Consider the following 24,462-nt stretch of genomic DNA (forward strand, 5'->3'; position numbering starts at 1 on the left):
GACTTCAGCACCACCCTGAACTGGAAACTTGCTGATATCGCTCTTTCAGCCTCAGAAATCTGTTCAGGGCACTGTCGCTGCACCTGTACAAGAAAGCCGGGAAAGATGGGCAGAGGATCGCCGGGCACGCCAGCGAGGGAATGACCAAAAACTACCAGAAGGAGCACGCAGAAGTGATCTGGTCGGAGGCCATTCCGGACCTCGATATCAGCGAAATCGCCGGATAGTTTTGCGCCAGTTTTGCGCCAGTTTTGCGCAAGCCAGAAATGAAAAAGGGAATCAAACCGGTAAGTGGCTGATTCCCTTTACAAAATATGGTCGGGACGGAGTGATTCGAACACTCGACCCCTAGCACCCCATGCACGCGTTACCTAAGCAACAATAAGGCATATAGCTGAATTCTCTGGCGCTCGCTGCAATCGAATAGCCATAGATCACTATAAGGTCACGCGAAGTCACGCAAATCTCACGCACCCCTCCCACGGCGTCCTGCCGACGATCACAGAATCCGAACCAGCTTCCCTTTATAGAAACACTGCGTCCCTGCCTCAATATCATGCTCCGGGCGGTGGAAGAGTCCCAGGTGGTAACCCTCCTCCAATTCGAGCAGTCCCCACTCGCGCGCAGCGTCAGTGACTTCCAGCATGTCCGACAGCTCGTTGGCATCAACCTGGTACCGCTGATACGCAAGCATCGCCAATTCCCGCAGCTTCGTCCGCTGACCATCTGGGTCGGTGACGAGATCTTGTCTGTTCTCGATCATGCGCTTCCATTTGGCCAGCGGATCGGCGACGTGCTTTGAAGGTGGGATCATGGATTGGTCTTACAACTGGATATGCGTCCAGTTAACCGAAGCCGCTAAGCTGGCGTCAATTGCTGCCGACCGGAGGCAATCAGACCTTGCGCACGCCGAACTGCGCAACCTTTACCTTTGAGTCCTGCGCGATGCCGGCGGCCAGGTACAGTCCCATGCGCGCGGTGACGACGGTTTCCGTCACGTCGCACGTATAGCGCTGTGTTTCCAGTGCGCCTTTCCAGTTCGCCGGGAACGTGAACGGCTCCTGATATTTGTCCATCGAGCGGTAATAGATGGTGGTCGACGTGCCCGAAACTGGTTTGGTGATGATCAGCTCAGCCTCCCATCCAAGGATGCCGCGGCTGTTTCCGACGATCTCCGGCGCCGAAACCATCTCGATGACGTCGCCGGCCAGGAGGTTTGCCAGGGTGATATTCGAGTTCAACTGCAGGTAGAGGTAGCCGCCGGCTGCCGCCAGCGTCCCGCCGAGCTCAATACACTGAGCCTCACCATACGCGGCAGGCTCCTTGTACCAGCGCGTGGTGATGCCAGTCAGGCCTGATCCGGATGCCTTGTAGTTGTCGGCCAGAACCGAGCCGCCGACCGGGCTGGCGGAGGCGTTGATCACGCCAGTGGCCCCGGTCATCAGCGGGTTCGGGTTCAGGCAGCCGAAGGGGCGGATGGCAGAATAGATGTCGGTTGCATCCGTCGGCAATGGAATGCCAGGGAAGTCGAAGCTCGCCGTGATGATCGGCACGATCTTAGAACTGAGGAAATCCGCGCCTAGGATGTTCGGATGCAGGCCCTCGACCGTCATGTCCTCGGTGAAGCCGTCCCAGATGTTCACGACCGGTACGAATTGGCGGACGTAGGTCAGCACCCAGTCCTTGTAAGCAGCAGCGTCAGTCAAAGCCTGTCCGGTCAGCGCCTTGGTGCCGAAGCGCGGCGTGCCGGTGCCGACGATCAGGTACTTTCCTGGCGTACTAAGGAAGGCGGTGACGATCTTCATCACGTTGGCTTTTGTGTCGTCCAGCGTCATGCCTGACGTGGTGCTGTCGTTGGTACGCGAAAGCAACAGCCACAGATCGGCCGTTACGGATGTCAGGCATGCAGGAAGGCGCGCCATGAACTGCCCGGTGTGATCGCCGACTTTCCCTTGATTGTCGAGATAGCTCGGAAACAGCCCGGTGCGGGCGGCGACCATGCCGGCATAGCCGTAGGCCTCGGTAGCGTAAGCCGTGGCCGCAATGGTGTGACAGTTACCGGAAAAGCTGTCGCCAAGTAGGCCGAGGCCTCGCCGGATCGCATAACGCAATGGCCCGTTGCTGACAAGCAGGCTCATGGGTAAACCTCGAAGGCTGCGCCGCCGGCGGGAGTGAACCGGGTCTGTGAGTAACCGAGATTCAAGCGCCAAGCACCATCCTGGGCGAACGTGTCAGAAGCGACCCAATCGTCACCTACCTGTTTTTCAACCTTCAGGCTGCCACCGTTCGCCTTTAGGGCAATCGTAACGATCCCCAGCGGGCCAGCAATGTATTGATCAGTCCGCATATTTCTACTCCAAATGGCCGGGTCATGAGTGCCCCTGGCGGGCTTTTACTTATCTGGTTTGGTGACCGTGCCGGGCTCGACCGCGAACTGCGTGACGATGGCGTTCTGGGTCTGCGATTCCTTGGTCATGCCGAAGTAGAAGCCAAGCGTCTGCTTCAGCTCGCTGAACCACAGCCCGATCAGCAGCGATATAGTGCTGGCCGCCACCGGGTTCTGCAGCGCCTCCAGGCCGACCCCGGTGAAGATGCACACCAGGATCGACAGCGCACCTACCAGCAGGATGATGGTGATGGCCGGCCTGATTAGGTCGTTTGGCTGCTTGGCGGCCAACTGCCGTGCGCTGTCGCGGTCTGCTGCTTCGGCTGCGAACTGAGCGCCCTCGGCTTGCAGGCGGTTGTTTTCAGCTGCGACTGCAAGCTGCTCTAGCTGAACCTTGGAGTTGATCTGAAGCTCTTGAATCTTCAGCAACGCGCCAGAATCATTTGCCAGCGCTGCATTCACCGATTCAGGATCTGGCGACACGTTCAGCGCGTTCGCGATCAGGCCGCCCACCATCCCGCCGGCCGGGCCGCCGAGCAGAGTCCCGACCACGGGCGCGGCCTTGCCCACAATGTTGCCGATATCCGACCATTTCATCCCAGCACCTTCAGAGCTCGCTCATATATTTCGGCCCGGTCGGCGTAGCCGTTCAAGCCGCCATTGATTTTCCGCGTGATTGATTGCAGGTCGCCGGCGTCCGCCAGCGCGTTCAGGCCGTTTGCATACCAGAACCATGCCGCAGACATCGCAGCATTCGCAGGCTCCTGAAGCAATTCAGGCTTCGTGATCAGGTCCATCCCAAGTGCGTCTCCGCACTTCTGATAGTTCGACTTCCCTGTCACCTGGATCAAGCCGCGGCCTCGGTACTTCCAGCCATCACCCGAGCCAAGTGCGCCGTTGCCCATGCGCGAGGCGTAGGCAATGTTTGCGATCTTCTCGGGCTGCCGGGCACATGCACTGGCAACTTCCGCCGAGAATCGGCTGGGCCAGGTCTTTTGCAGTGCTTGGGCGCTGTAGTTGAGGTTTTCAACGACCGCAGTCAGTTGAGCGCTTTCGTGCCCAACCTGAGCAATGAACGCTGCAGAACGTGCCGGAGTCGTAATTTGATACTTGCCCATCGCTGCGCTGAGGGCGGACACAAAAATGCCGGCTTGAGGGCCGGCATTAGGGAGAATCTGCAGCAGCTGCTGCGTGGTCATAGGCATCACTTTCCTCCAGGCAAAAAAAGACCCGCATGTGGCGGGGTCTGTGCTTTTGGTTTTTTGGACCGACAGACACCGATCCGGCTCTCAACAAACGGCGCCACTTTCACTGTGTCGATCTGGTAGGCATAATGCGCGGCTCAAATCTCAATTGGATATGGATATGGGCGCCTATCGGCTAGTGCTCGCTATTGTTGTCGCCTTGTCTCACATGGGCGTTCGATTATTTACTTATAATCCAGGTGTTTTTGCTGTAGTTTCCTTTCTGATAATAAGCGGTTTTGTAATGACGGCGCTGGTGTCGAAAAGATATAACAGCCAATCGCGCATTCGAATGTTTTATATAGATAGGGCTCTGCGCTTGTACCCTCAGTTTCTACTTTACTTTGCTTTATCTTGCATAATAATCATTTTTTGGTTGCCGCCAAATGTGAGTGAAGAGGCAATAAGCGTCACTAACATAATTCCAAGCCTCGCTATTGCGCCGCTGGACCTATACATGTTTGGCATTACTAATTCACTAATAATTCCTCCAGCGTGGTCACTAGGACTGGAGGCGTTCTTCTACATAGCCATCCCATTTCTTATTATATATAGACTAACTTATGTAGGATTTGCTTTGTCGCTTTTATTTTCTATTGTACCTGCTCTAGGACTTATTGACTCAGATGTTTACGGCTATAGGCTGTTACCCGGAACTCTTTTTATATTCCTATGCGGTAGCTATCTCTATTGGGTAACAAAGACAAGCAGTGCCTTGCTGTTGCTGGCCTGGGTGGTATCGTTAGTGGCGCTTACCGCATCGCTAACCGGGTTCCTTCCCAGGCTCGGATACACCACCGAGGTCTCTGCCGGAATAGTCTTTGGCCTACCGGTCATAAAACTGCTGCTTCGGTTAGGATATAGCAAAGCTGACGAGGTGCTCGGAAACATTAGCTATGGGGTGTTTCTAAACCATTTTGTTATTATGTATGCCGCTGAAGCATTTGGCTACACGCCCTCAAGTAGCACTGGCTACATTATCTGCATACTTGTCGGTTCAATTATATTCAGCATCTTTTCATATAATCTGATTGAACGACCTGTGCTTAGGTTTCGCCATGCTTTAAGAGGAAGGAATATCTCTCGATGTGAAACACAATCCTCCTCCTAGCATCATAGTTTCTACCAGCACATTATGGCTGTCACGGGGATGATGGCCACGATGGTGCCGGTTCGGTGATTTTAGTTCGGTTCACCTCGACCCTATACTGTTTCCACTTTTTCAGCAGGGCCACGTCAGCGGCCGTCGCCATCTCCAGATCGACTGCATCCTGAAGTGGAGCGATGGCTAGCGCGGCGATACTAAGCAGCGCATCTCGCTGGATAGTATTCTTGCGTAGTATGTCAGCGGGTGTTGGAACAAGGTCTGGGGACACCTCGGCGTACTCTATGAAAAAGGCACCATCTTTGTATTGCGTGCCAACCGTAACCGCCAACCCTTCTGGAATCTGCACCGCTAGCTGCCCATCAGGTGGCGACCATGTTTCCGTATTGCCGTCCCAGATGGTTGTATTGATGACTGAGCCATCTTGAATGATCGCGTAATTGCCCATGCCTATCACCACTCGATAATCAGTATGCCTGGAAGTCCTGCCGCCCCAGCACCGCCGGGCGCGCTGACCGTTGAGTTGTATGCACCGCCAGCCCCGCTGCCGCCTGCTCCGTATCCAGAACCTGCAAGGCCGGGGGGGTTTGAACCAGAAGCTCCGCGACCTGGGGCCCCGGCATTGCCAAATGGTGTACTTGCGCCCACGCCACCGAATCCGCCTGCCGCCACGCCCCCTGCATAGACCGTCGTATCAGCTGCTGCGCCACCGTTGGGATATCCAGCGCCTCCAAACGGACCGGCGTAATTGCCAGGTGATGCGGTCCCACCTACCCCAATCGTACCGGGCGAGCCACCAATCAGGTTGAGAAGCGATCCGGAGGTGCCGAGCTGGGTAGCGCCGCCAGCAGTTGCGTTATTGCCAGCTGCGGTGCCGCCCGCGCCGGGCGCACCAATGACTACTTGTATAATTTGCCCGGGGGTCACGTTGATAGGTTGACGAATTACCGATTGCCCAGCGCCACCGCCTGACCCTCCAGTCAGATATGACGATGCATTCGTGTTCAGCGTGGATCCAGCCCCGCCCCCTGCCGCACAACCACTAGCCCAGATCAGAGTGACGCCGGCAGGCACGGTGAACGAACTGTTCGAGGTGAATTTCTGAATACCCTTGATCAGGGACAGTTGACCAAGGTTTATTGCCTGCTGGCTGCTCACTGCTGCAGGAACCGAAACGGGCACATTGAATACTGGAGACAGCCCATGAATTGTGGAGTTGATGATTGGCGCACCCGCAGCAACAGCGATGCTGCTGGTGGTAATTGTGGTTTGGCCAAAGGCCACCGTCACCACGTACAGACCAACATACCCCGCGTCCGGTGCGGGAGTCGTCTGTGAGCTGGTAGCCGCAGACGCGCCTGCCTTGACGTTCACAACCGCAATGCCTTTGCGAACCGTATTCTGGGTTAGGCCGTTATTGCCCAGCCCGCTATACGGCATAGCAGGGTTTGCGCTGTTGTAATAAGGCAAGAGAACGGGGACTGCATCCGAATCCTGGTAGGTGGCTTGCACGAGATAGTTAATCGACTGCCCTGATGTCCCAGGTGCCGGACAGCTCAGCGTGCCACCATCAAGCAGAATCCCCTGCTTGAGGATCGAGTGCGTGGTGTCGGCCGGAAGAGTTGAGAAAGCCAGCGAATCAATGCTGGACAGGCTGTAAATCTCGCCTGGGGCGTAGACCACCTGCAGCGATGCAGGGCCGGTTGGCGTTACTGCGAAACCGCTGGCATAGGTGCTGGTGCCCAGCAGTGCGGACGCCAGCTTTGCCATGCCGATCATGGAATCCTTGGTCATCTGGAGCAGGCTGGTTTCCGGCAAGATTTGGCCCGGGTATACGATCTGTCTGTCCATGGGTTCCCCAATAAAAAAGCCCGCTCAGTGGCGGGCATCTATGAATGAAAATAATCAGTTGGTGATTCGATACCAGACGGTGGTGCCGTAGGCCTTCGTCGCCTCTATGGCCGCGACGATGTCCGCATCCGAAACTTCGGAGAAAAGCTGGGCTTGTGGAATGAGCCCGCTGGCCACGCCGAGGCCAAAGGCGTTCGTTCTAAGACCGGGCCAGTTCGCGCCGCCACTTCCAGAGGGGCGGTAGACGGTGACAAATGCCTGATAGGGGCAACTTGTCGAACCGATTGGTCCTGATACACCGAGCCCCAGCGTCACACCCAGACACCCGCAATCATCGGGCTTCGCAGGCTCAACAATGATCGGATGCCGCCCCGTCAGATCAAACAGCACCTGCTCCATGCCGCGCCGGGTGGCACGCTCGCGGAAAATGTTGATCAGGATGCGATTCCGGTAGCTGGAATCAGTCTGGCTCGTGTACCGAATCAGGTTGTTGCCGAAGAAATCCAGCCCGATCAGGTCAAGCCACCCATCGCTGGCGGATTTGATCCTGGTCTGAGCCTGTGCGTACAGGTAGAGGGTGTACCCCCATGCAAGCGCTTGGGCATATCCCCACAGCAACGCATCGCGGATGGGGTTGGTGTCGCCGAACCAGCCGGCCGGTACCAGGCGTTTGAGCCTGGAAAGCATGTCGCTTTGGTCGCCAATGCTCATTTATGCCACCGCCACTGTGCCGGGTCGTATGACTTGTTTGTTTGTTGCCGAGAGATCAGCGGTGGCGCCGTTCAGCAGCACGCCGGAGACGTTGGTGATCGCGGGCGTTACTGCATAGGCGATTGCAGCCAGCTGGGTGTACGGCAGGATCTGGCCCAGCCTCAAGCTGGCAATGTAGGCCTGAATCGCTGCCGTCACCTGAGCAACCACAACGCCGTGGGCAACCGAGGCGTCTGTCGTGATCGTCATGCTGACGTTGGCCGTGACCAGCACCGGGGCAAACACGCCATACCGGGTTGTGAATGCTCGGGCTGATTCGATGGCCGCAGCCGCACTCGCGAGAAAGGCGCTGTTCGGCGCCCCACTGCCATCGTCGACCACTGCGTAGAAGTAGCCGTACAGGGTGTTGCCGCTGTAGTCCTGATTTTCCGTCAGGGTGTACGTGACGCCCTGCTGCATCGATGCCAGGGCGTAGCCGATTGCGGCTTTGGTGCCCTTCGAAAGCGACTGCACCCACAGGATGAATCGCGCCCGGAAGGCCGAGTCAGTTTCTGGATCGACCCCATTGGTGAACACGGTCGAGTTCGTGACAGTGTCTACACCGCTGATGCTGCCCACGATGACCGTTACGGTACCGATCAGGGCATTGCCTGCTGCGCCTGCCGTGCTGGCAATGACCGGGACGGTAGCCGATGCCGTGCCTGCCGGGATCAGATAGCCCCCGAGGGTGGCACTGTAGAGCGGATTCGTAGCGTCGATGGTCACCGAGTACTGCTGCGAGCCATCGGTCGAGCCGACCAGCGACCCGACCGGGATGAGTGCCGAGTTCGTCGGAGTAAACCGCGAATGCGTCACGTTGCCGGTGGCGAAACTGGCGGATAACCGGATGAAGCCGAAGTCTGCCATCCAGCTGTCGAGGTCAGCGCCGGATGACGTCGATGCGCGCGTTGTGGCCAGCAGTGTGACGATCAGTTGCTGAAGCCACTGCAGCACGCTGGCATTGCTCTCGCAGATTGCGCGCAGCAAGGAGCCGATTGTGAAATCGACCAGCCCCGCCGCCCTGCCCTGGATCGCTGTGACCTGATCCCTGACCAGCGTGGTGAAGTCTTTGATGTTGAGGGATGCCATATCAGCGATTTACCTCGAACGAGAGCGTCACCGGCTCACCCAGGGGCGCGTCGGTGTAGCTGATATTGACGGAAAGTGTCTCGTTGGAAGACGAAACTGAAATGACCGGTGCTGGCTGCTTTGAGACGCACTCTTCGAGCAGAATCTGCCCTCGGATCATCGCGATGATCTCCGGGATGTTCATCAGCGCGCCAACGTACCGGCCGAGGCCAGCGCCGTACTCGGGGTGGAACAGGTAATCGCCGGGGTTGGTGATCAGCCGCCGCAAGATCCGCTGCTTCCCGCGCTCCATGCCTTCGACAGGCGACAGGCTGCCGGTCGGAGACAGTGAAAGGTCATCCCCGACGTAGTGGTTCAGGTCTTTCATGGGACTGGAACTCCGGATGTTCCGCTGCCGGACTGCACCTGACTGGTCTTATGCAGCTTGAGGCTGATGGTGTCGGCCTTGACGTCTCCGCCGGTGACGGTGACGTTGTTGTCCACCGCAACGGGGCCGTGAAACTGATGCAAGGTGGCGGTGTAGGTCGCCACGCCTACAGCCACCAACTCGACAGATCCATCGTTGTGAAACTTGAGAAGCGACCCCGACTTGTGGACGATCCAGGTCTCGCCCGATTGCACCGCCGGAGGCGGACTCACGTCGCTGAAGTAGCGGCCGGTCACTTTCCCGAGGTTTGGATCGCCGTCATCGAAGGCAACCGAGACCTCATCGCCGATTTGAGGACCGACCATCACCCCCCAACCGTTACCGACTCCCAATGCCGCAAGCTGAATCCAGCCTGTGTCGTAGCCTTCCGGTTGAATGGTGACCTTGACGCAGTGGCTGCCCGGGTCGTAGCCGGAGATGGTGCCGCTGCGCGAGTACGTGCTTCCGTCGCCCTGATACTGCCTGGCAGCGTTGAGCAGGTTTGCCATCGTCATGGGAGCACCATTGAATTCGGGTTGTGGTTCTTCGCGGTGAAGGACATCGAATAGCCGGACTCGAAGCTAAGCGAGCGGCGCACTGAATCCGCGTAATACAGTTGGTCAAAGGCTGATTGCGTGCCCTCCACCCTGATGATGGTCTTGGGTGTGAGCAGGTTGTCTCCCGGCATCGAGCCGCTCATGCGCATCTCGTGGTCGGTAATCTGCTTGTGCAGTTTCTGGGCGAGTTGCTGTGCTGCTTGGCGGTCGAGGCCGCTGCGAACGACGCTGTACACCTGCCGCTTTGACTTCGCATCGCCTGGGCGGATGCCTTTCGCCGCGCTCGTAGGAAAGCTCTCGGTGAACGCCTTGCCACCCTTCCACGACCTGACCTGCACCGTTACGCCCTTGGAAATCGTCAGATCTCGCTCAAAACTGAGGTCGTCAGACACGTTCGCAATGGGGTATGCGAGCGATCCAGGAGCAACCCAGCGGATCAGGTATTGATCAGCCTTATCCGGATCGAGCGCGGGCTCGTAGTGGAGCTCATTGCCAGTCACATAGACCTGAAACCCGTCGATGCCGGCGAAATAACTGAGCAGGTCCCATTCCGATCTTTCGTCGTTGACGTGGGTGTGGTCGTATTTGGTGATCCCGCCCACGCTGGTGGTTGTCTTCGTGACGACAGCCTTGAGTCCGCGCCGCGCCGCCAGCAGTTCGGCGACCTGGCTGGTCGTGTAGTTCGCGAACTTCTCGCTGGTCTTCGTATCAATGAGTTTTGCCGTGTAATCGCGGCCCTCGACACTCACCTCGAAACGCGCTGGATGGAAATTCCACCGGTCAACGCCGCCAATCAGCAGCTTGTCCCACCTGGTGGCATTCTCGTCCCCGACCCCTATCGACACCTCAAGCTCGATCTCGGTCTGCGAGCTCCACCACGCGAGGGTCCCCGTATCGGCCGGCATGGCTGACAGAGCGAACAGCGCCGTGAATGTGTCCGCCGAATAGAATGAGTTGCTGTCGACATCGGCTGAGACAAACGGCACCTCCACCCCATTGAGGCGGACCCGGCCGACGACGTGGCGCGCTGCTGGAGCGACTTCAAGCGCGTTGACGTCCAATTATCCACCTATGGGTATTTTGATTGTCTGGATGTCCCCGAGCATCGGGTCGTGAATGTTGTTTGCCGCGGCTATCTCGGTCCATCTGGACTGGTCGCCGTAGCTGTCTGCGGCCACACGCTGAAGGGTGGTGTTGCTGGTGGTCATGCTGGACGTGCCATTTGCCAGCGGCCCGGCCAGAACGTTCTTCTGGAGGCGATCAAGCACACTTTGCATCTGGTAGAGCGGCGCGAGCTGGGTCAGCGCGGCGCCCTGGCGCAGGACGTTGTTCGCGGCCGTCGAGATCGGGTTGCCGGGGATCAAGCCGCCCAGGGTGGTGATGTCATTGATTGACCCGCCGACCTGGGCAATTACCGACTGAACTACTCCTTGGGCGGCTACCAGCGGCCGGATCACTGTCTGTACGGTATCAATCGTGGCGTTTGCGAAGCCCTGCACCTGCGAGACAGCATCCTTCACCGTGTTGATGCTGGTGGTCACGGTGTCAGAATTGATGATGTCGGCCAGGCCTAGTGATTCGCCGACGTCGCTATTGATCAACGCATCCAGCGTGCCGGAGAGTGCATTTTCCTTGACTGGCGCATCTAGCCTGTCAATGACAAGCAGGTCGATCGAGTAATACCGCCGGTATACGTGCTCAAACCGCGCATTGAACGACTGGATGACCACGCTGAAGTAGTAACCGTCCATGTTGAAACTGAGCGGCCGACCGGTGTCGCGCAGGGTTTCAAGTTCATTTACCCGATCCCCCGCAGTGGCGCCGACCATCCACCCGGACCACGACATGTTGTCGTAATCCACGCCCAGCACGTCGACGACCCTGCGGCCGCCGACCAGCTTGTGCACGACCAACTGCTGTTTGGCGCCGATCGTTACCGCCTCAGGCACTTCAAGGCCGGTAAACTCAACGTTACCGACGATCAACCGAGTGGCAAAGGGGTCCCCGCCCGGAGCGAAGTTGTCCAGGAAGCTTGTGAAGCTCATCGGTTAATTCCTCGGGACGACGAGACTGGACGTGCCAGGCCTCAACATGCTGCGGGTAGGGTCGAAACCTTGGGTTCCGGTCTGCGGTCTGGAAGCCTCGCGGGCCTGGATGTTTGTTACGACCTCGGCAATCTTCTTCCCATCCAGATGAACAGGGGTCGTCAATTGCGCCATCAGCGAAGGTTTTGCAGGCACTGGAGCAACAAGCGTTTGCGCGGGCTTGGTGGTGAGGTTGTTCAGCAGCGCGCCGGTGGCTCGCGATGGCGCCATAGGCGGTGCCGCCTGGCTGTTTCGATAGCTGTCGGCGAATGACGTCTTCGGGATCTGCCATGAGGCGGGCAGGATCGTGTTCGCGCCCTGAATCAGCGTGTTGAAGATCGTCTGCCAAAGCGTTAGAAACACCAACGCAAACGACTTGAACGCCCCGCCGATGTCGCCCTTGAAAAGCTTGAATATGCCTGTTTTGATGTCGACCCAGATCAGCTTCAGTGCACCGCTGATCTCCTTCCAGTTGTTCCAAAGCAGCAGCACGCCGATCGTCAGTCCCACGACTACAAGGCCGATGGGTGTGAGCAACAGGCCCAGCGGAGCGATGAAGTAGTAGAGCGCAGTGCCGATGAGCCTGATTGGCGCAAGGAAGGCCATCAGCATGCCCCGAACAAACCCAGATGACAGCACAAAGGCTGCCGTGGCGCGATAAGCGCTCACACCCATGATTAACAACTGGGTGCCCAGCCTGGCGATGGCTGGAACCAGCGGGGCGAGCGCCGTTGCGTTCAGGAAAATCAGCGCTTGACCCAGCAGCCAGAAGCCGCGCCCGGCCGCGATCACCATGTTTATCAGGCCGCCAGCAACAAGGAAGGTGGACAGGCCCAGTAGCGCGTAGGTGAGGGCTTTGACCGGCCCAGGATTCGCGGCAATCCACTCGCCCATGCTTTTCAGTGCAGGGTTCAGCTTGTCGAGCGCAGCGATGGCCAGCGGCAGTACCACGGTGCCCAGATTGAGCATCAGGTCCTTCCACTTTCCGGCGAATTCAAGCTCTTTGCCCGCCAGTGTGTTTTTGGCGTTCTTATCAAGTTCGTCGATACCGGCTGCACCGCTGTTCAACTTGAAATTCTTCTGGATCTGCGCCTGTTGCAGGTACATCGTCGAGTAGAGCTGCGACGCGGTCCGGTTGGTGAAGATCGCGCCGATCTCGTTGAGAATCGCCTGTCTGTCGACGATCCCTTTGCTGGCGAATGCCGGCAGCATCACCGTCTGCATCCACTTCATCGGGTCGGCGACCATCATGTCGGCGCCCTTGAGCGCGCCGGCCTTCACCTGCTTCAGCTTCCCGGTGGTGCTGTACTCGACCATTTTGGGGTCAAGCATGCCCAGGCGCATCAGCTCATTCGCGGCGCGAACAGTGGTCCTACCCTGCACCAAGTTCTGATAGCCGGACATCAGGCCAGTACCGACCCGCTGGCCGCCCATTTCCTGAATCAGGGGTTCCATCTGATAGTAGAAATTCTCGTCCTTCATCCCTTTGGCGGCAACGCCGCCGGTTTTGATGAAGTTGAGGAACTCGTTTGCGCCAACCCGGCCGCCGGTAGCAGTTTGAACGCGCTGAACCATGTTGGCCTGGTCGTTGAAGGCTTTCTCGCTGGCAAGGCCGCCGCGCATTTCAATGACCTTCAACATGTCCATGAAGGCCTTGTCTTTCATGCCGCCGGCTTCGTCGCCGTAGAGCGCGGCGTTGGCGAACTTCATCTTCGCCAGCAGCGGTGTGACCATCTGCGCTTCGTGGAAATCACCGAAAACCGTCTGGGCGTCACGCAGCAGGCCGAGGTTCTCGCGAATGCTGGTGCCGTAGCTGTTCATGCCGGTGGCAAATTTCACAGCATCAGCAGTGACCGCATCGCCCAAGCCAAGGGAGCGGAAGCGCTCGGTCTCGTTCTGAAACTTCTTCGCCTCTTCCAGTGGGGCCTTGAACATTGCAGCCAAGCCCAGGCCGCCGGCGAACATCGCTGCTCCAATGGCGCCTTGCTTGCCGATCGATGCCAGCTTTGAGTTGAGTTTGTCGACGTCCTGACCCGTTGCGCCCAGCCCCTTACTGATCAGCAGAAGGCCCGAGCTGACGTGGTTAATCAGCGACAGCTTGACGGCGACGGAATACGCCTCGAATGCCATAATGACCTTCCCTTTCGCGGTGTTTAATCACATGGCAAACAGTCGACGGACATACCAGTGGGTGGATGGACAGATTCAGGAATACCGGCAGTCGCACAGCACTATTCAGCTGATCGAAGCATCTGAGCGGCGCAGACCGGCGCCTGCCGCCCGATCCAGGCGCCGCAAGCCGGTCATCGGTATTCAGGATGCTCTGCTGCTGTTTACGTTCAGCAGTCTTGGGTTGGTGTTCGCCGGCGGCGGGCTGTTCGCATTCGGCTTCGTCGCTTACGCGCTTATTTTTGGGTGATTCCATGAGAAGAATTTTTCTTTCGGTCGCGCTCTCATTGACCGCAGCTGCCGCGATGGGCGCGCAGCTGGAACTCAGCGGCGAATACGGCTGCGCTGACCTAGCAACACAGAAATCCCGAACCACGCTGATGCGGAACATCGTTTCTGAGGAGCCGCATTACGTCGCGCAAAGGCAGGAAATGCGCGAGTCACTGCTGAACCTCTCTACCTACATGTGTCAGCCGCTCAGCGGGGTGTTCCCTGTCGTGGGTCGCAGCGATGGGCTGATACAGGTCAAGGGTTCAGATGGCAGCTTCTGGGTCACACCGTAGAGTCGTAGCCCAACGACTTGTGGATTCCGAACCCGCCGATCAGGCCAGACACCGTCGCAGCGCCAAGCACCCGGCGGATGTACTCCTTGTTGCGCAGCACCGCAGGGCCCATCACAGGCCTTGCAGGCATTTTTGGCGTGCCAAATTCGTGGTAGACCATCTTCTCATCCGTTGAGCCGATCACCGTTTCGAGACCTGACGTCCGGTGGGTGATGCTGTTGCGCATCTCGCCAGTAGCAAGCAGCGGAGCATCCATCGGGTAACCCGCCAGAGACTTCGAAGCCTCCGTAGCGTCGGCGAGCGAGGCCCAGGTGGGGAATGGACCGATCCCGTTCTGGTAGAAGCCGATCTCTGCCTTCGCGGTTGCCTCGACCCGTTTGGCGCACTGCTCAAGGCCCTTATGCAGGCTCTCAAGCATCGCCACCTCCTGCGCAGCCAGGTGAAGGGCGAGTGACCCGAGACTGTTGAAATCCATGATCACCCATCCTCTTTGTCGAACTGCATGGTCGACCAGTTCCAGACGCCTGCCCCCTCAAATTCGGAGAACATGATGGAGAAGGCGAACTGCTCATAGTCGGTAAGCGGACCTGACTCAAAAACACTTTCGAACGGAACTCCGTTTTTCACCAGCCAGCACGACTGACGAAACTCGGAGTTCGTTGCTAGTTTTTTGCGGCGGCCTGCTCGGCGGTGAGGCCGTCTTTTGCCGCCTTAGCGGCCTTCTCAGCCTTAGCCGCTTCGAACTTGGCGAGGAAATGGTTGTTGATAGCTTCCATGCCCTCTTCGCCCAGTTCCTTGAGCATTGCTTCGATTTGGACCAGGGTGTTTGGTAACCCGTAGCCCACGTCATCGATGTAAACGACCATAGCGGCCGGCAGCGCGAACCCGGACATGAAGGTCTGGTTGCCTGCCGTCTCACCACCAACGGCCATCACGATCCGGCCCTGCTCGAGCGGTCCGAGCTTACGCAGCTGGATGGTGCGGCCGCGCGAGTCTTGAATGGTTTCGAAGCGCGGCTTCTGGTCAACATGGACCGGTGGCACGCTTTCATTAACGGTAACTCTTGCCATGGGTAGATCCTCTCGTCAGTGAGTCGTCAAAGGTGCACGGCGTGCGGAGTGACGAGCCCCGCCCCCTGCCGGGGTGCCGTGCGAACAGGGTTAAACCTTGATGCGGCGGCGGGCGGTGAAGGACATCGACTGACGGATCGTCTTGTCGCCTTCCTTCTTGCCAGCGTCTTCAAGCTTCAGAATCACGTGCGTGTAGCGCCAGGTGGTCGTGCCGCCGTTGATCTCCTGGATGGTCTCGGTGATGGTCGCCGGGTTCTGGTTGACGCCGTTGTAGTAGTCGCTTTCGAACTGCGCCCACCAGTCATCGAGCGTCGAGTCGACTCGTTCGGCCTCAAACGTGCCGGTCCAGCCCTTCGGAATCATCAACTCGTCGGTCAGGCCGTTGAGCGGCGTGATTTCCTGGTTGGTGACCTTCGGCTTGGAGTCGAAATTCATGATCTTCGGCAGCCGGATCGGCCCCGAGGGGGTGTTGATGTCGATCGCGACATCCTTGCCTGTGTTGTATCCGCCTTGACCGGGCATGGCATGCTCCAAATGAAAAACCCGGCGCGGGCCGGGCTGGGAAGTGGGTCAGCGATTAGCTGCGCGGGGTGGCGGATGCAACGATGGTTACCGACTGGCCGGCTTCCAGATTGACCAGGAAGTAGCGGATCACGGACAGGTACTTGACCTGCACATCGGCCTGCATGTAGCCAAGGGCAACGCGCGCGTCGGGGTTGTTGTTCGCGTCGATCTGCACCGAGAAGGCCGGGCCGCCGTTGACGTCGCCGATCATCCCTTGCTGAGCCAGGGTCTGCAGGAAGCTTTCCATGGTCGACTTGGTGGTGCGACGCACATCCGGGGTCTGCAACTGACCGATCACGCCACCAAACGATGCGGCGATCGTCAGCGCGATGAAGTTGGTCATCCGGGTGTAGTTGTCGCCGTTCACCGCGCCGTTGCTCGCGCAGTTCAACCCGGCGCGATGGCCGAAGTAGCTGCCGCCCGGACACGGGTTGGTAATCACATCCAAGCGGGCGCTGTTGATCGCGCCAATCTCGGCGATGCTGTACGGCTGCTGGGACAGGTTGCGCTGAGTCGACACCGCGTTGGTGATCGGCTTGTTCAGCGGGCTCTGATTCGGCGACAGCGAGGCGATTTTGGCGGCAGCGAAGGTGGCCGGCGCAATCATGCGCTGCTGACCGTTCACCTGATCCTGCCAGTACACCCAGTCACCCACCATGACCTTCAGTGCGTAGCTGTCACAGCCGGCAGTCGTCAGCGAAGCAGCAACGGTGACGTAGGAAGCACCGGCAGGGCCCTGAGTGATCATGTAGCAGCCTTCGGACAGGCCGTAGGTCAGCATGGTTGGCCATTGGGTGCTGTCGGTCACGTCTACGAGGTTCGCGACCTGAGAGCCGCTCCCGCGCAGTGCGTACATGCCTTTCCGTGAGGTGCCGGTCACGCCATCCACGCCGATCAGCACTGCGTCGGTAATAGTGGTGTTGCCCGACGTGCCTGCGGTGAAGGCGATGGTCTGCGTGACTGCGACGGGAGCCAAGGCGGTTGCGCCGACGGTCGCGATAACCAACTGCGAAGGACCGCGAATGCCAGACTGGCCGTTGTTCACGGCGCTGACGATGTTCTGCCACAGGGTCAGGCCAGCACCCGTGATGTTGTCGAACACTTCAGGCGATACGCCCGGCAGCGACACGGTCAGCTTCCAGCTGGAAGCGGCGGTGCCAGCTGCCAAGGTAGCGCTCAGCGAGTTGCCCAGCGTACCGGTGTAGAAAGCAGTCAGCGTTGCGCCGGTGGCAGCAGCGGTGTCTTTCAGCGTGCTGGTGGCCGCGGTATCAGTGGCGTCAGTCACGCGCACGGCACGGATGTTGGAGGCGCCGCCCTGAATCGACACGGCCAGCGCGGTGCACAGGTCGTACTTGCGGACTGTCTGGGTGCCGAACCGCTGTGTGGCGTCACCAGGAGAGCCGATCAGGGTCGCGCTGTTCACCGGGCCCCAGTCTGCAACCCCGGCGACACCGAGGATGTCGGTCGCCACGCCGTTGATGTAGCGGGTTTTCGGTGGAACCACCTGGATGTATAGATCTGGGGCCTGTAGCGCCGCCGTGTTCAAGCTGCCTGCCGGATAGATGGGCATGGCTTCCTCCTAATGAAAAAGCCGCCTCAGTGGGCGGCTTCTTTGTGTGGTTTCGCTTGTTAGGCGGCGGTTTTCAGAACGTTTCCTGCGCACTCACCATCGAGCACGGCAGCAACCTCTTCAGGGTTAGAGATGACCTGACCGACCTGGTAGTCGGCGAAGGCGAACTTCACGGTCAGTTTGAATGCGGACGTGGACGCTTTTGCCTTGAAGGCCGGCACGGTCACGGGAGCGTTTGGAGTGTTGGAGTCCATGTCGGGCCTCAAGGGTTGAGCGTTTTAATGGTCTGCCCTGATTGGGCGTTCACGATGTTCAGCACCGGAGCGATGACCTCGGTGGACTGCAGTGTCTGGGTGGTGGCGTAATCGATGCTGTAGAACAGGTCTATGCGGTACAGGTCAGCCTTTTGCAGCTGATCCGTCATGAGAGAGCCAGACGACCTGATGATGCCCGCCGAGCCATCCGTGAAGCTGATGCTATTGCTGTCGGACAGGGCTGAATCGATCGGGCTTGCAACGGCGTCTCGCGCTTCTGGACTGTTGGCCCAGATGGTGATCATTACCGCCTGCTCCTGGCGCTTGGTCTCCATGTACGCAGAGCCAAACCCGCCGACTCTGGTGAAGACGCTGTGAGCACCTGGCAGCGTGATGACCGGGCCGACGCTGGTAGCGCCAGGGATCAGCGAAGCAAGCGCAGTGGCTGCGGTCGTCAGCGTGTCCGACGGCTGCATGGCGTAGACGTAGTGGGTGCCGTTCATGTTGATCAGCAGGTTCTGCTTGCTGATCGTGCCAGACAGGGTCACTACGGCGTCCTGCACGGTCATTTCCACCGTATGAACTGAGCTGGTCAGCGGAACCCATGTGCGCCCGATGTAACGGGAGGTTTTCGCGTCCTTTCCGTGCGGGTAGATGCTGATGTGCGCCTTCCCTGCCACGAGATCAGCCTCAAGCTCGTTCGGCACCGGCCACCCAGGGTAAATCCGGAGCGGGATACCGGCGATGCTCGGCTGCCCGCTGCCGTTTGGGTAGACGATGGCGTTGATCTGGGACGCGATTTGCTTCACGACGTCGGTAAGACTCGCCATTTCACACCTGTGCCTGCATTGCGGTGATTCTCCACCCCATATCGCTCAGCTCCGCACTGGAGATGACGTATTTACGGTCGAGGTCGTCGCGGATGATGTCGCTGGTACGCAGCACAATCCCGGGCCATGCCGGAAGAAGGATTGCCCACCACGGGGTTTTGACGTCGCCGGGCAGTTTTGCCTCGTTCGTTTCGCCTTTGGTGCCCTGCAAGATGCTTGCTGGCCAGCCCTGCATGATCACGATCTCGGTGGAGGCTCTCTTGTCGCCAGCCCATGAGCCAAGGCCAACCGGTGCATCCTGAGCCACCCGGATGACCTCGATCGTGCGGTTGGTCTGCACGCAGAGGATGGGCAGCGTGTCCTGCATGGCCGCGATGAAGAACGTGCCCTGCCGCCCGACGAGAAAGTCACCCGGCAGGAACAGTCGAGCATCGAACAGACCGAGCCAGGTTGCCTCGCCGTACTTGTTCGGTGCGTTGTAGCTGAATTTGGTGGTGAACGATGCGGGCAGCGTCTGAAGCACGCCCGCCGACAGAGGCTCAATAGGCGCGGCGGCGCGGTACTGCTGATAGTCGAAGCCGATCCGCTTGGCTGCCTGCCCGTATCCTTTGTAGATCTTGACCTGCAGCTTCGTGCCGTCCATGTCAGGCCCTCGTCATGCTGATCGTGCCGTCGCCTAGGCCGGGCCCAGCCACAACACCGAGGAAGCTGCAGAGCTCGCGGCGCCAGATCTTGTACAGGCGCATGCGGTCGCCGATTTCGTTCTTGTTGTGCACCCAGACGGCGGCCTGATCGGTGTCAAGGTTCTCGCGTGCGCCGATGATGTCGGTTTCCAGATCCGCAAGCGTGGTGAGGTATAGGACCACCCGCGCCTCTTCGGCTGGATTCATGGTCGTGAGCCGGCGTTGCAGCGTCTGGTAAATGCCCGGGGCGACGTATCCGCGCGCCAGGTCTGTACCGTCGCCGAGCACGATGTCGCCCACCATCGGGTATCCGGCGTAGCGACGGACATCCGCCATCTGTTGTTGAGTGAGCATGTGATGTCCTGTGTCAGAGCAAGCCGCCACTCGCGGTCTGGACCCATTGGGCGCCGTCGTATTCCATGTCCATCCAGCTGCTCTGTGCGAGCGTACCGAGCGAACCAATGACCAGGCCGAATAGGCCGGTGGCCTCGCGCTTGATCCGGAACTTCGCGCCGCTGTACGCCCGCGTGGTGCTGAGCGTGACAGGCCGGTTCGCTGTGAGCGCGCCCTTCAGCACCTGGGTGGGTGAATTCGTAAGGGCCTGCAACGTCATGGCGGCGTCGGCGTTCGCGATGATGCGTGCTGCCAGAGGCCTGACTGGCTTCCAGTTCACACCGTCGCTAAGCACGTAATCGGGCTGGCCGTCGTGCAAGTCGGTGACCCAGAGGTATTGCCTCGGATACAGCGTCGGGTCCGGCAGGCTTGCGACCGTGAAAACGCCGGGGATGATGATCAGCCCGGCAGGAATGAAAAGAGGCATCAAGACACCTCCGTCACTCGTGCAGCACCGTTGGCTGACGCCCAGAGGCCAGTGATGGCCCCTGTGTAGCCGAACGGCACTTCGTAATATCCGTTTGCAGCGATGATCACCGTGTAACTGGTGATGGACGATGCGCTGCCCAGTTTCAGGTAGAGCACCGACGTGGATTCGTTGAAGATTGTCGCCCCGCGCCGAGCAGCATTGGCCGCCAGCAGCGTGGTGTTGGCCGCAGCGCTCGTCACCGAAGTGACAGAACTCGCCGCAACGCCCACCTGCGCGACCGAAACCTGAGTAATCAGGGTGGCCACACCGGCGGAGTTGATTGAATAAGGGCCTGAGCCGTCGGTATCCGAGAAGAATCCGCCCGGACCCATCCTGTAAGTGCCAGTTACCGACGGCATATCCAGATCTCCTTAGATTTCGGCGTGACGCCAGCCAGCGCGGGCGTAATCACCCACCATGTCAGGGTGCACGTCGGCGAACGCCTTGGTGCCGTCCGACTTCTCGTTGACCATGCGCACGGTGGCGTCGGTTTCAACGAGACCAGGAGCAGGCGCAGGATTCAGCGGGTTGTTGCCGATCACCTGAGCGTCGTGGTCGCCAGCAGGCAGTTCCGGGTCGATAACCAGCACGTCACCTGCCAGCGATGGCTCGGCAGTGCGCTCGTCGTCGCCCCTCTCTTCATGGGCGGCAGCAGCCAGGTCGTCGGCTTTCTGCTCGGCGGCCATGGCTTTCTTCTCTTCCGGCGTCACATAGCCGGCGTCGGCCTTGGCGCGCAACTCTTCAGCGGCTTGCTGAGCTTCGAGCGCTTTGTCTTCTGCGGTCTTCTTGGTCATTTCCGATTCCTCGATCATGTTCAGTCGGCGGCGGGCAAAACCCGCTCACCGAGATGGCAGTTACCGGGATTAGCCGCGCAGGATGGCGATGTGGTCTGGCTTAACAGCCTTCACGCCCCATGCGAGGCCGATTTCCCAGTAGATCTGGCGGTACTGACGGTATTGGGTCAGCTGGAAGCTCAGACCGGACACCGGGTCGGTGATCATCATCATGTCGTCAGCGGCGTCGATAGGCTTGCCATTGAGGCCAACAGGCATTGCAGGCGCACGAGCAGCCAGCACGAGTGCCGACTTGGCGAACGCAACGTTCGGCGCGTAGCTGTTGCCGATGGTGATCGCGGTGTTATCAGCGATCGCCGTCTGCAGGCCTGGGCCGCCGATGGTGATGACGCCTGCGGAGTAGGCGTTGACCATGTAGACGTTCGGGTCACCCGCGAAGGTGATCGCATCGCCCGGCAGGATGGTGCCGGTGCCAGTGTCGACCGGAATCGACACGGAGCCGATGACCAGCCCGGTGCTGTTCACCAGGTAACCGGTGCCGGTGCCCTTGACCACGGTCTTCAGCTGCGCCGACTGGGCAACATCGAAGCCTTCAACGCGGCCGATAACACCTTGACGCAACATCTCGTCAGTGCCGGCTTCGTTGACCTTGAACAGCACAGACTGCTTGCCGCGCAGGTTGGCTGCGGACGAGGAGTTGATGACCATGTTCAAAGCCGTGGTCGGTGCGCCGTTGTCTTCCAGGATCTTGCGAGCCAGCGCGAAGTCGCTCAGGTCGCCAGCCACGCCGAAAGGAGTGGTGCCAGGAGTACCTGTGGCGCGCGACGCAGCAGCAATGGCAGCACTTGCCAAGCTCAGGTCGACCGCGTTACCCAGCGCACGGAAGGCGTTGATGAACTGGTTCTTCATGATGACCGAAGTACCAGCACCGGCAGGACCATTGAGGCCCTTCTGTTCTTCACCGTTCCAGCGGATCGGGTAGGACTTGCTGGTGGTGATGATCACCGGCACGTTGCCGATGATGTGGTCGCCGGCGTTCGGCGCGGTCAGGCCCGGGGTGATGTCTTGCAGGCCGACCGGCTGAACTACCGGAGAGCGGACTTCCTGGCCAACGGCAGCTGCTTCAGCCGACGCGTCGAGGGTGACCACCTTGGTAAAGCCGACCAACTCACGCGACACAACGTCGAGCGCTTCATACAGCGGGCCAATGAGGCCAGTCAGGGTGTTTGACACGATTCATTTCCTTTTCGGGATAGGGAGGTTTGATAAATGAGCCATCCAGCTCGCACTCCGGCCCCCATCCGGGTTTCGGAAGAATTTGATGCTGTTAATCGGTGATCGTGACGGCGCCGGTGGACACCTGCTTGCCGATGTCGGCCTGCTGGGCTGGCGGCATCGATGCAAACTGTTCGCGGGAGTAGCTCTTGCCGGTACCGGTGCCGTTGTTGTCGCTCTGATGGGCGCCACCGCCGGACTTGCCGCTCGACTTGAGGATGTTGTCGCGGTACGGGTAGTGCTCAACCAGCGTCTCGATCGCCTCGTCGAAGTCAGCAACCTCGCCCGGACGCGACCGGCTGAAGATTTTGTTGCCGTGCTGGTCATAGGCCACGGTCTTGCCGTCTTCGATCTTGAAGTTGGCACCGAAACGGGACTGCACCATGTCGCCCGGGATAGCCAGCTTCTCGGTGATGAACTTCGAGCGGCTGAATGCGCCGCCGATGCGCTCTTCGTAGAGCTGTTTCTCGTAGCCGGAGGCCTTGGTGTTGGCCTCGTCGAGCTGCGCCTGGAATGCCTTGCTGATCTCGCTGCGCACGGTGTCGATTTCACCGGCATCGACGAGTTTCTTCTGGTCAAGCTTGGAAACGATGTCGATGGCGTTCCTTGCAGCGGCAGGGTCGGTGATGCCTTCGAACGCTTTCACGGTCTCCTCGGCGGCCTGAGCTCGTTCACGGTGCCCTCTGGCCTCGCCATTGAGTCGGCTGATGGTTGCCACCGTGCCAGCGGCGTCGAAAGGAACTTCCTTGCCGTCGTCGTGCACGTAGACCGGTTTTCCATCAACCAGCACCGCGTGGCCGTTCTCGTCGAGTTTCAGTTTCATGCTTCGTCTCCAGGCATCCGCCAGTTTTGGGCTATCCGGCCCGCTGCAGCGCTATCCATCCGGAATCGCGCCATAAAAAAACCCCGGCAAGTGCCAGGGCCGCTGTAGGTGTTTCGGTTAGAACGTTGTCTTGGTCGGGATCACGGCCTTGGCCGGCTGAGTGGAGAGGCGCGCCTGCTCCTCTTCCCACTTGAGGTCATCCCCCAGCAGGCCGCGGCGTTGCATCTCGCCAAAGAGTGTCTTGTCGGAGATCTGGCCGTTGCTCGCCATGTTGACCAGCATCGGCAAGGCAATCTCTGGCGCGAAGTCGACGTCGAAGTTGCCGCTGACCTGGACATGGCCGCCCTCCTCCTGACCAAGCCACTCGGCGAAGTACGCCAGGATCTGGTCGATCGCGTCCTCGAGTTGGCCGGCCATTGTCTGGAGCGGGCTCATTTCCTGAGCTGATTCGTCCTCGGCCTGGGTGGCTGTCTTGACGCCCTGCTTGTCCTTCTCCAGCAGCTTGGCACCGGAGAGGCGCATGTCGTCTACCAGATCGTGCAGAGACGTGCTGCCAGCCTCGATTGCGGCGCCGGTGTGCTCAACCCACTTCAAGTCGCCATCTTTGGGCAAGCGAGTGGCGCTACTGGTGCCGATGACCAGGTCGAAGTCATCCTCGACGCCGATCACAGCCAACATCGGCACTCGGGCAACGTGCAGGATGTTGTCCTGATCGCTCTGTGACTGCCAATGCTTGACGTTTAGGTGTGCAAGCTCCAGTAGCGGCGGTGAGGCCGTCATAAATCCTGTGCGCTTCGTGTAGAGCGTGGCGAGCGGTATCTCGCCCAGCGTGTTCGTGCCGTTGGCGTGGCTGATCCACTCCTCGGTAGAGCCAGCACCCACCGAAGGTTCCTTCTTGCGGAAGGTCTCCCAGCGGCCGGGCGTCAGGACGCGAATCTGCGGTACCAGCTTGACGCCAAACTCGCCCTCATCCTCTTCCACCACTTCGAGGTAGCGAAACTGGGTCAGGACGTGCCGACCAGTTGCCGTACTTGATCGCCACCCGAGCACCTGCTTGGGCGCGATCATCACTACATATGGGCGAACACCGGCACTCTTCTCGTCGGCCTTGGTCTTGTGCAGCGGTCGGCCTTCCTCGTCGACCGTATTCGGGTGCTCTACCAGTGCATGGCAGAGACCGTGCGACAGTGCTTTAGAGAAGAACGACTGCGCCCAGACCTGCAGGTTGTTGCCCTGGCAATCCAAGTTCTCGGCGAACTCTTCAACGGCGTCCGGAACGTCATCACTGAGAACAATCGGCTCGGCAAACACGCGCCCGGTCATGTTCTGAACGGTTTCGCTGAAAGCCGGCAACAGGGTCGAAGTCTTGATCCGAGCCGCGTAAGCCTCGGCACTCTCTTTCGGCCACTTGGGCAGGAATTTCTCTTTCGCCGCCCGCATTGCCTTGGTGCCGCCCATCAGCGCATCGACGATGTCCCAGTCTTTGCGCATCTCGTCGACGGCAAGGAGCGTTTTGCTGGGATCGTCGGACAT

Annotated in this window: 31 protein-coding genes and 1 pseudogene; 4 read left to right on the plus strand and 28 right to left on the minus strand. The window is 59.4% G+C overall.

The features are described 5' to 3' along the window. Positions 1-65 precede the first annotated feature (65 nt). Positions 66-227 (plus strand): annotated as a pseudogene (locus OKW98_RS18325) (integrase); the annotation flags it as partial. Between the two features lie 272 nt (positions 228-499). On the opposite strand, the gene OKW98_RS18330 reads toward OKW98_RS18325, so the two are convergent. The 5 genes from OKW98_RS18330 to OKW98_RS18350 all read right to left on the minus strand — a co-directional run bounded on the left by OKW98_RS18330 (position 500) and on the right by OKW98_RS18350 (position 3,591). Continuing rightward, entirely contained in the window at positions 500-814 is a 315-nt protein-coding gene (locus OKW98_RS18330) for a hypothetical protein (protein WP_265386050.1), read from the minus strand. 79 nt (positions 815-893) lie between these two features. Then, the gene (locus OKW98_RS18335; protein ID WP_265386051.1) at positions 894-2,138 is read right to left on the minus strand and encodes an SGNH/GDSL hydrolase family protein; all 1,245 of its coding nucleotides are present in this window, start codon (positions 2,136-2,138) and stop codon (positions 894-896) included. Beyond that, on the minus strand, positions 2,135-2,347 hold the full coding sequence (locus tag OKW98_RS18340; protein ID WP_265386052.1) for a hypothetical protein: 213 nt from the start codon (positions 2,345-2,347) through the stop codon (positions 2,135-2,137). The genes OKW98_RS18335 and OKW98_RS18340 overlap by 4 nt, the downstream gene beginning before the upstream one ends. A gap of 45 nt (positions 2,348-2,392) precedes the next feature. Further along, positions 2,393-2,983, minus strand: a complete 591-nt coding sequence (locus OKW98_RS18345; RefSeq protein ID WP_265386053.1) for a hypothetical protein — start codon at positions 2,981-2,983, stop codon at positions 2,393-2,395. Next, complete coding sequence (locus OKW98_RS18350; RefSeq protein WP_265386054.1) at positions 2,980-3,591, minus strand: glycoside hydrolase family 19 protein; 612 nt, start codon at positions 3,589-3,591, stop codon at positions 2,980-2,982. Before OKW98_RS18350 ends, OKW98_RS18345 begins: the two co-directional genes overlap by 4 nt. Between OKW98_RS18350 and OKW98_RS18355 the strand changes: the two genes are divergently transcribed. Next, on the plus strand, positions 3,578-4,741 hold the full coding sequence (locus OKW98_RS18355; RefSeq protein ID WP_322114153.1) for an acyltransferase: 1,164 nt from the start codon (positions 3,578-3,580) through the stop codon (positions 4,739-4,741). The two genes, OKW98_RS18350 and OKW98_RS18355, sit on opposite strands and share 14 nt — an antisense overlap. A gap of 31 nt (positions 4,742-4,772) precedes the next feature. Here OKW98_RS18355 and OKW98_RS18360 read toward each other — a convergent pair whose 3' ends face one another. Genes OKW98_RS18360 through OKW98_RS18400 form a run of 9 tightly spaced genes read right to left on the minus strand, consistent with a single transcriptional unit; the run spans position 4,773 to position 13,602 of the window. Continuing rightward, entirely contained in the window at positions 4,773-5,183 is a 411-nt protein-coding gene (locus OKW98_RS18360; RefSeq protein ID WP_265386055.1) for a tail fiber assembly protein, read from the minus strand. Positions 5,184-5,188: 5 nt separating this feature from the next. Beyond that, positions 5,189-6,586, minus strand: a complete 1,398-nt coding sequence (locus OKW98_RS18365) for a hypothetical protein (RefSeq protein WP_265386056.1) — start codon at positions 6,584-6,586, stop codon at positions 5,189-5,191. A 54-nt stretch (positions 6,587-6,640) separates the two neighbouring features. Next, positions 6,641-7,297: a hypothetical protein gene (locus OKW98_RS18370; protein ID WP_265386057.1), complete on the minus strand. Its 657-nt coding sequence runs from the start codon at positions 7,295-7,297 to the stop codon at positions 6,641-6,643. Next, positions 7,298-8,425 carry a baseplate J/gp47 family protein gene (locus OKW98_RS18375; RefSeq protein WP_265386058.1) on the minus strand — a complete coding sequence of 376 codons (1,128 nt, stop codon included), beginning with the start codon at positions 8,423-8,425 and terminating at the stop codon, positions 7,298-7,300. A gap of 1 nt (position 8,426) precedes the next feature. Then, positions 8,427-8,792 carry a phage tail protein gene (locus OKW98_RS18380; protein WP_265386059.1) on the minus strand — a complete coding sequence of 122 codons (366 nt, stop codon included), beginning with the start codon at positions 8,790-8,792 and terminating at the stop codon, positions 8,427-8,429. Beyond that, complete coding sequence (locus tag OKW98_RS18385) at positions 8,789-9,346, minus strand: phage baseplate assembly protein V (protein ID WP_265386060.1); 558 nt, start codon at positions 9,344-9,346, stop codon at positions 8,789-8,791. The genes OKW98_RS18380 and OKW98_RS18385 overlap by 4 nt, the downstream gene beginning before the upstream one ends. After that, entirely contained in the window at positions 9,343-10,449 is a 1,107-nt protein-coding gene (locus tag OKW98_RS18390) for a rhs element Vgr protein (protein ID WP_265386061.1), read from the minus strand. The genes OKW98_RS18385 and OKW98_RS18390 overlap by 4 nt, the downstream gene beginning before the upstream one ends. After that, a complete protein-coding gene (locus OKW98_RS18395) occupies positions 10,450-11,433 on the minus strand; it encodes a hypothetical protein (RefSeq protein WP_265386062.1) in 984 nt (327 codons plus the stop codon). Between the two features lie 3 nt (positions 11,434-11,436). Then, entirely contained in the window at positions 11,437-13,602 is a 2,166-nt protein-coding gene (locus OKW98_RS18400) for a hypothetical protein (protein ID WP_265386063.1), read from the minus strand. Between the two features lies 1 nt (position 13,603). On the opposite strand from OKW98_RS18400, the gene OKW98_RS18405 reads away from it, so the two are divergent. Together OKW98_RS18405 and OKW98_RS18410 are read left to right on the plus strand one after the other, a co-directional pair. Further along, positions 13,604-13,891, plus strand: coding sequence for a hypothetical protein (locus OKW98_RS18405; RefSeq protein ID WP_265386064.1), 288 nt, complete (start codon positions 13,604-13,606; stop codon positions 13,889-13,891). 4 nt (positions 13,892-13,895) lie between these two features. Continuing rightward, complete coding sequence (locus tag OKW98_RS18410; RefSeq protein WP_265386065.1) at positions 13,896-14,204, plus strand: hypothetical protein; 309 nt, start codon at positions 13,896-13,898, stop codon at positions 14,202-14,204. On the opposite strand, the gene OKW98_RS18415 is transcribed toward OKW98_RS18410, so the two are convergent. From OKW98_RS18415 to OKW98_RS18480, 14 genes are all read right to left on the minus strand, one after another. Beyond that, positions 14,194-14,679 (minus strand): hypothetical protein, encoded by a 486-nt coding sequence (locus OKW98_RS18415; protein WP_265386066.1) that lies wholly within the window; start codon positions 14,677-14,679, stop codon positions 14,194-14,196. The two genes, OKW98_RS18410 and OKW98_RS18415, sit on opposite strands and share 11 nt — an antisense overlap. 187 nt (positions 14,680-14,866) lie before the next feature. Then, positions 14,867-15,274: a hypothetical protein gene (locus OKW98_RS18420; RefSeq protein ID WP_265386067.1), complete on the minus strand. Its 408-nt coding sequence runs from the start codon at positions 15,272-15,274 to the stop codon at positions 14,867-14,869. Positions 15,275-15,364: 90 nt separating this feature from the next. Beyond that, entirely contained in the window at positions 15,365-15,796 is a 432-nt protein-coding gene (locus OKW98_RS18425; protein WP_265386068.1) for a hypothetical protein, read from the minus strand. Between the two features lie 55 nt (positions 15,797-15,851). Beyond that, positions 15,852-17,408 (minus strand): phage tail protein, encoded by a 1,557-nt coding sequence (locus OKW98_RS18430; RefSeq protein WP_265386069.1) that lies wholly within the window; start codon positions 17,406-17,408, stop codon positions 15,852-15,854. Positions 17,409-17,467: 59 nt separating this feature from the next. Continuing rightward, positions 17,468-17,662 (minus strand): hypothetical protein, encoded by a 195-nt coding sequence (locus OKW98_RS18435; RefSeq protein WP_265386070.1) that lies wholly within the window; start codon positions 17,660-17,662, stop codon positions 17,468-17,470. Positions 17,663-17,670: 8 nt separating this feature from the next. After that, on the minus strand, positions 17,671-18,492 hold the full coding sequence (locus OKW98_RS18440) for a hypothetical protein (protein WP_265386071.1): 822 nt from the start codon (positions 18,490-18,492) through the stop codon (positions 17,671-17,673). A gap of 1 nt (position 18,493) precedes the next feature. Further along, positions 18,494-19,135, minus strand: a complete 642-nt coding sequence (locus OKW98_RS18445) for a hypothetical protein (protein ID WP_265386072.1) — start codon at positions 19,133-19,135, stop codon at positions 18,494-18,496. Position 19,136: 1 nt separating this feature from the next. Then, a complete protein-coding gene (locus tag OKW98_RS18450; RefSeq protein ID WP_265386073.1) occupies positions 19,137-19,529 on the minus strand; it encodes a hypothetical protein in 393 nt (130 codons plus the stop codon). 13 nt (positions 19,530-19,542) lie between these two features. Further along, on the minus strand, positions 19,543-19,995 hold the full coding sequence (locus tag OKW98_RS18455) for a hypothetical protein (RefSeq protein WP_265386074.1): 453 nt from the start codon (positions 19,993-19,995) through the stop codon (positions 19,543-19,545). Beyond that, complete coding sequence (locus OKW98_RS18460) at positions 19,995-20,396, minus strand: hypothetical protein (RefSeq protein WP_265386075.1); 402 nt, start codon at positions 20,394-20,396, stop codon at positions 19,995-19,997. Before OKW98_RS18460 ends, OKW98_RS18455 begins: the two co-directional genes overlap by 1 nt. A 12-nt stretch (positions 20,397-20,408) precedes the next feature. Next, on the minus strand, positions 20,409-20,831 hold the full coding sequence (locus OKW98_RS18465; RefSeq protein ID WP_265386076.1) for a hypothetical protein: 423 nt from the start codon (positions 20,829-20,831) through the stop codon (positions 20,409-20,411). A gap of 69 nt (positions 20,832-20,900) precedes the next feature. Further along, entirely contained in the window at positions 20,901-22,064 is a 1,164-nt protein-coding gene (locus tag OKW98_RS18470; protein ID WP_265386077.1) for a P22 phage major capsid protein family protein, read from the minus strand. Positions 22,065-22,158: 94 nt separating this feature from the next. Beyond that, on the minus strand, positions 22,159-22,929 hold the full coding sequence (locus tag OKW98_RS18475; protein ID WP_265386078.1) for a DUF6651 domain-containing protein: 771 nt from the start codon (positions 22,927-22,929) through the stop codon (positions 22,159-22,161). Between the two features lie 117 nt (positions 22,930-23,046). Further along, a complete protein-coding gene (locus OKW98_RS18480; RefSeq protein ID WP_265386079.1) occupies positions 23,047-24,462 on the minus strand; it encodes a DUF4055 domain-containing protein in 1,416 nt (471 codons plus the stop codon).

Origin of the sequence: Pseudomonas sp. KU26590, from assembly GCF_026153515.1 — a bacterium.
In the GTDB taxonomy this organism is placed as follows: domain Bacteria; phylum Pseudomonadota; class Gammaproteobacteria; order Pseudomonadales; family Pseudomonadaceae; genus Aquipseudomonas.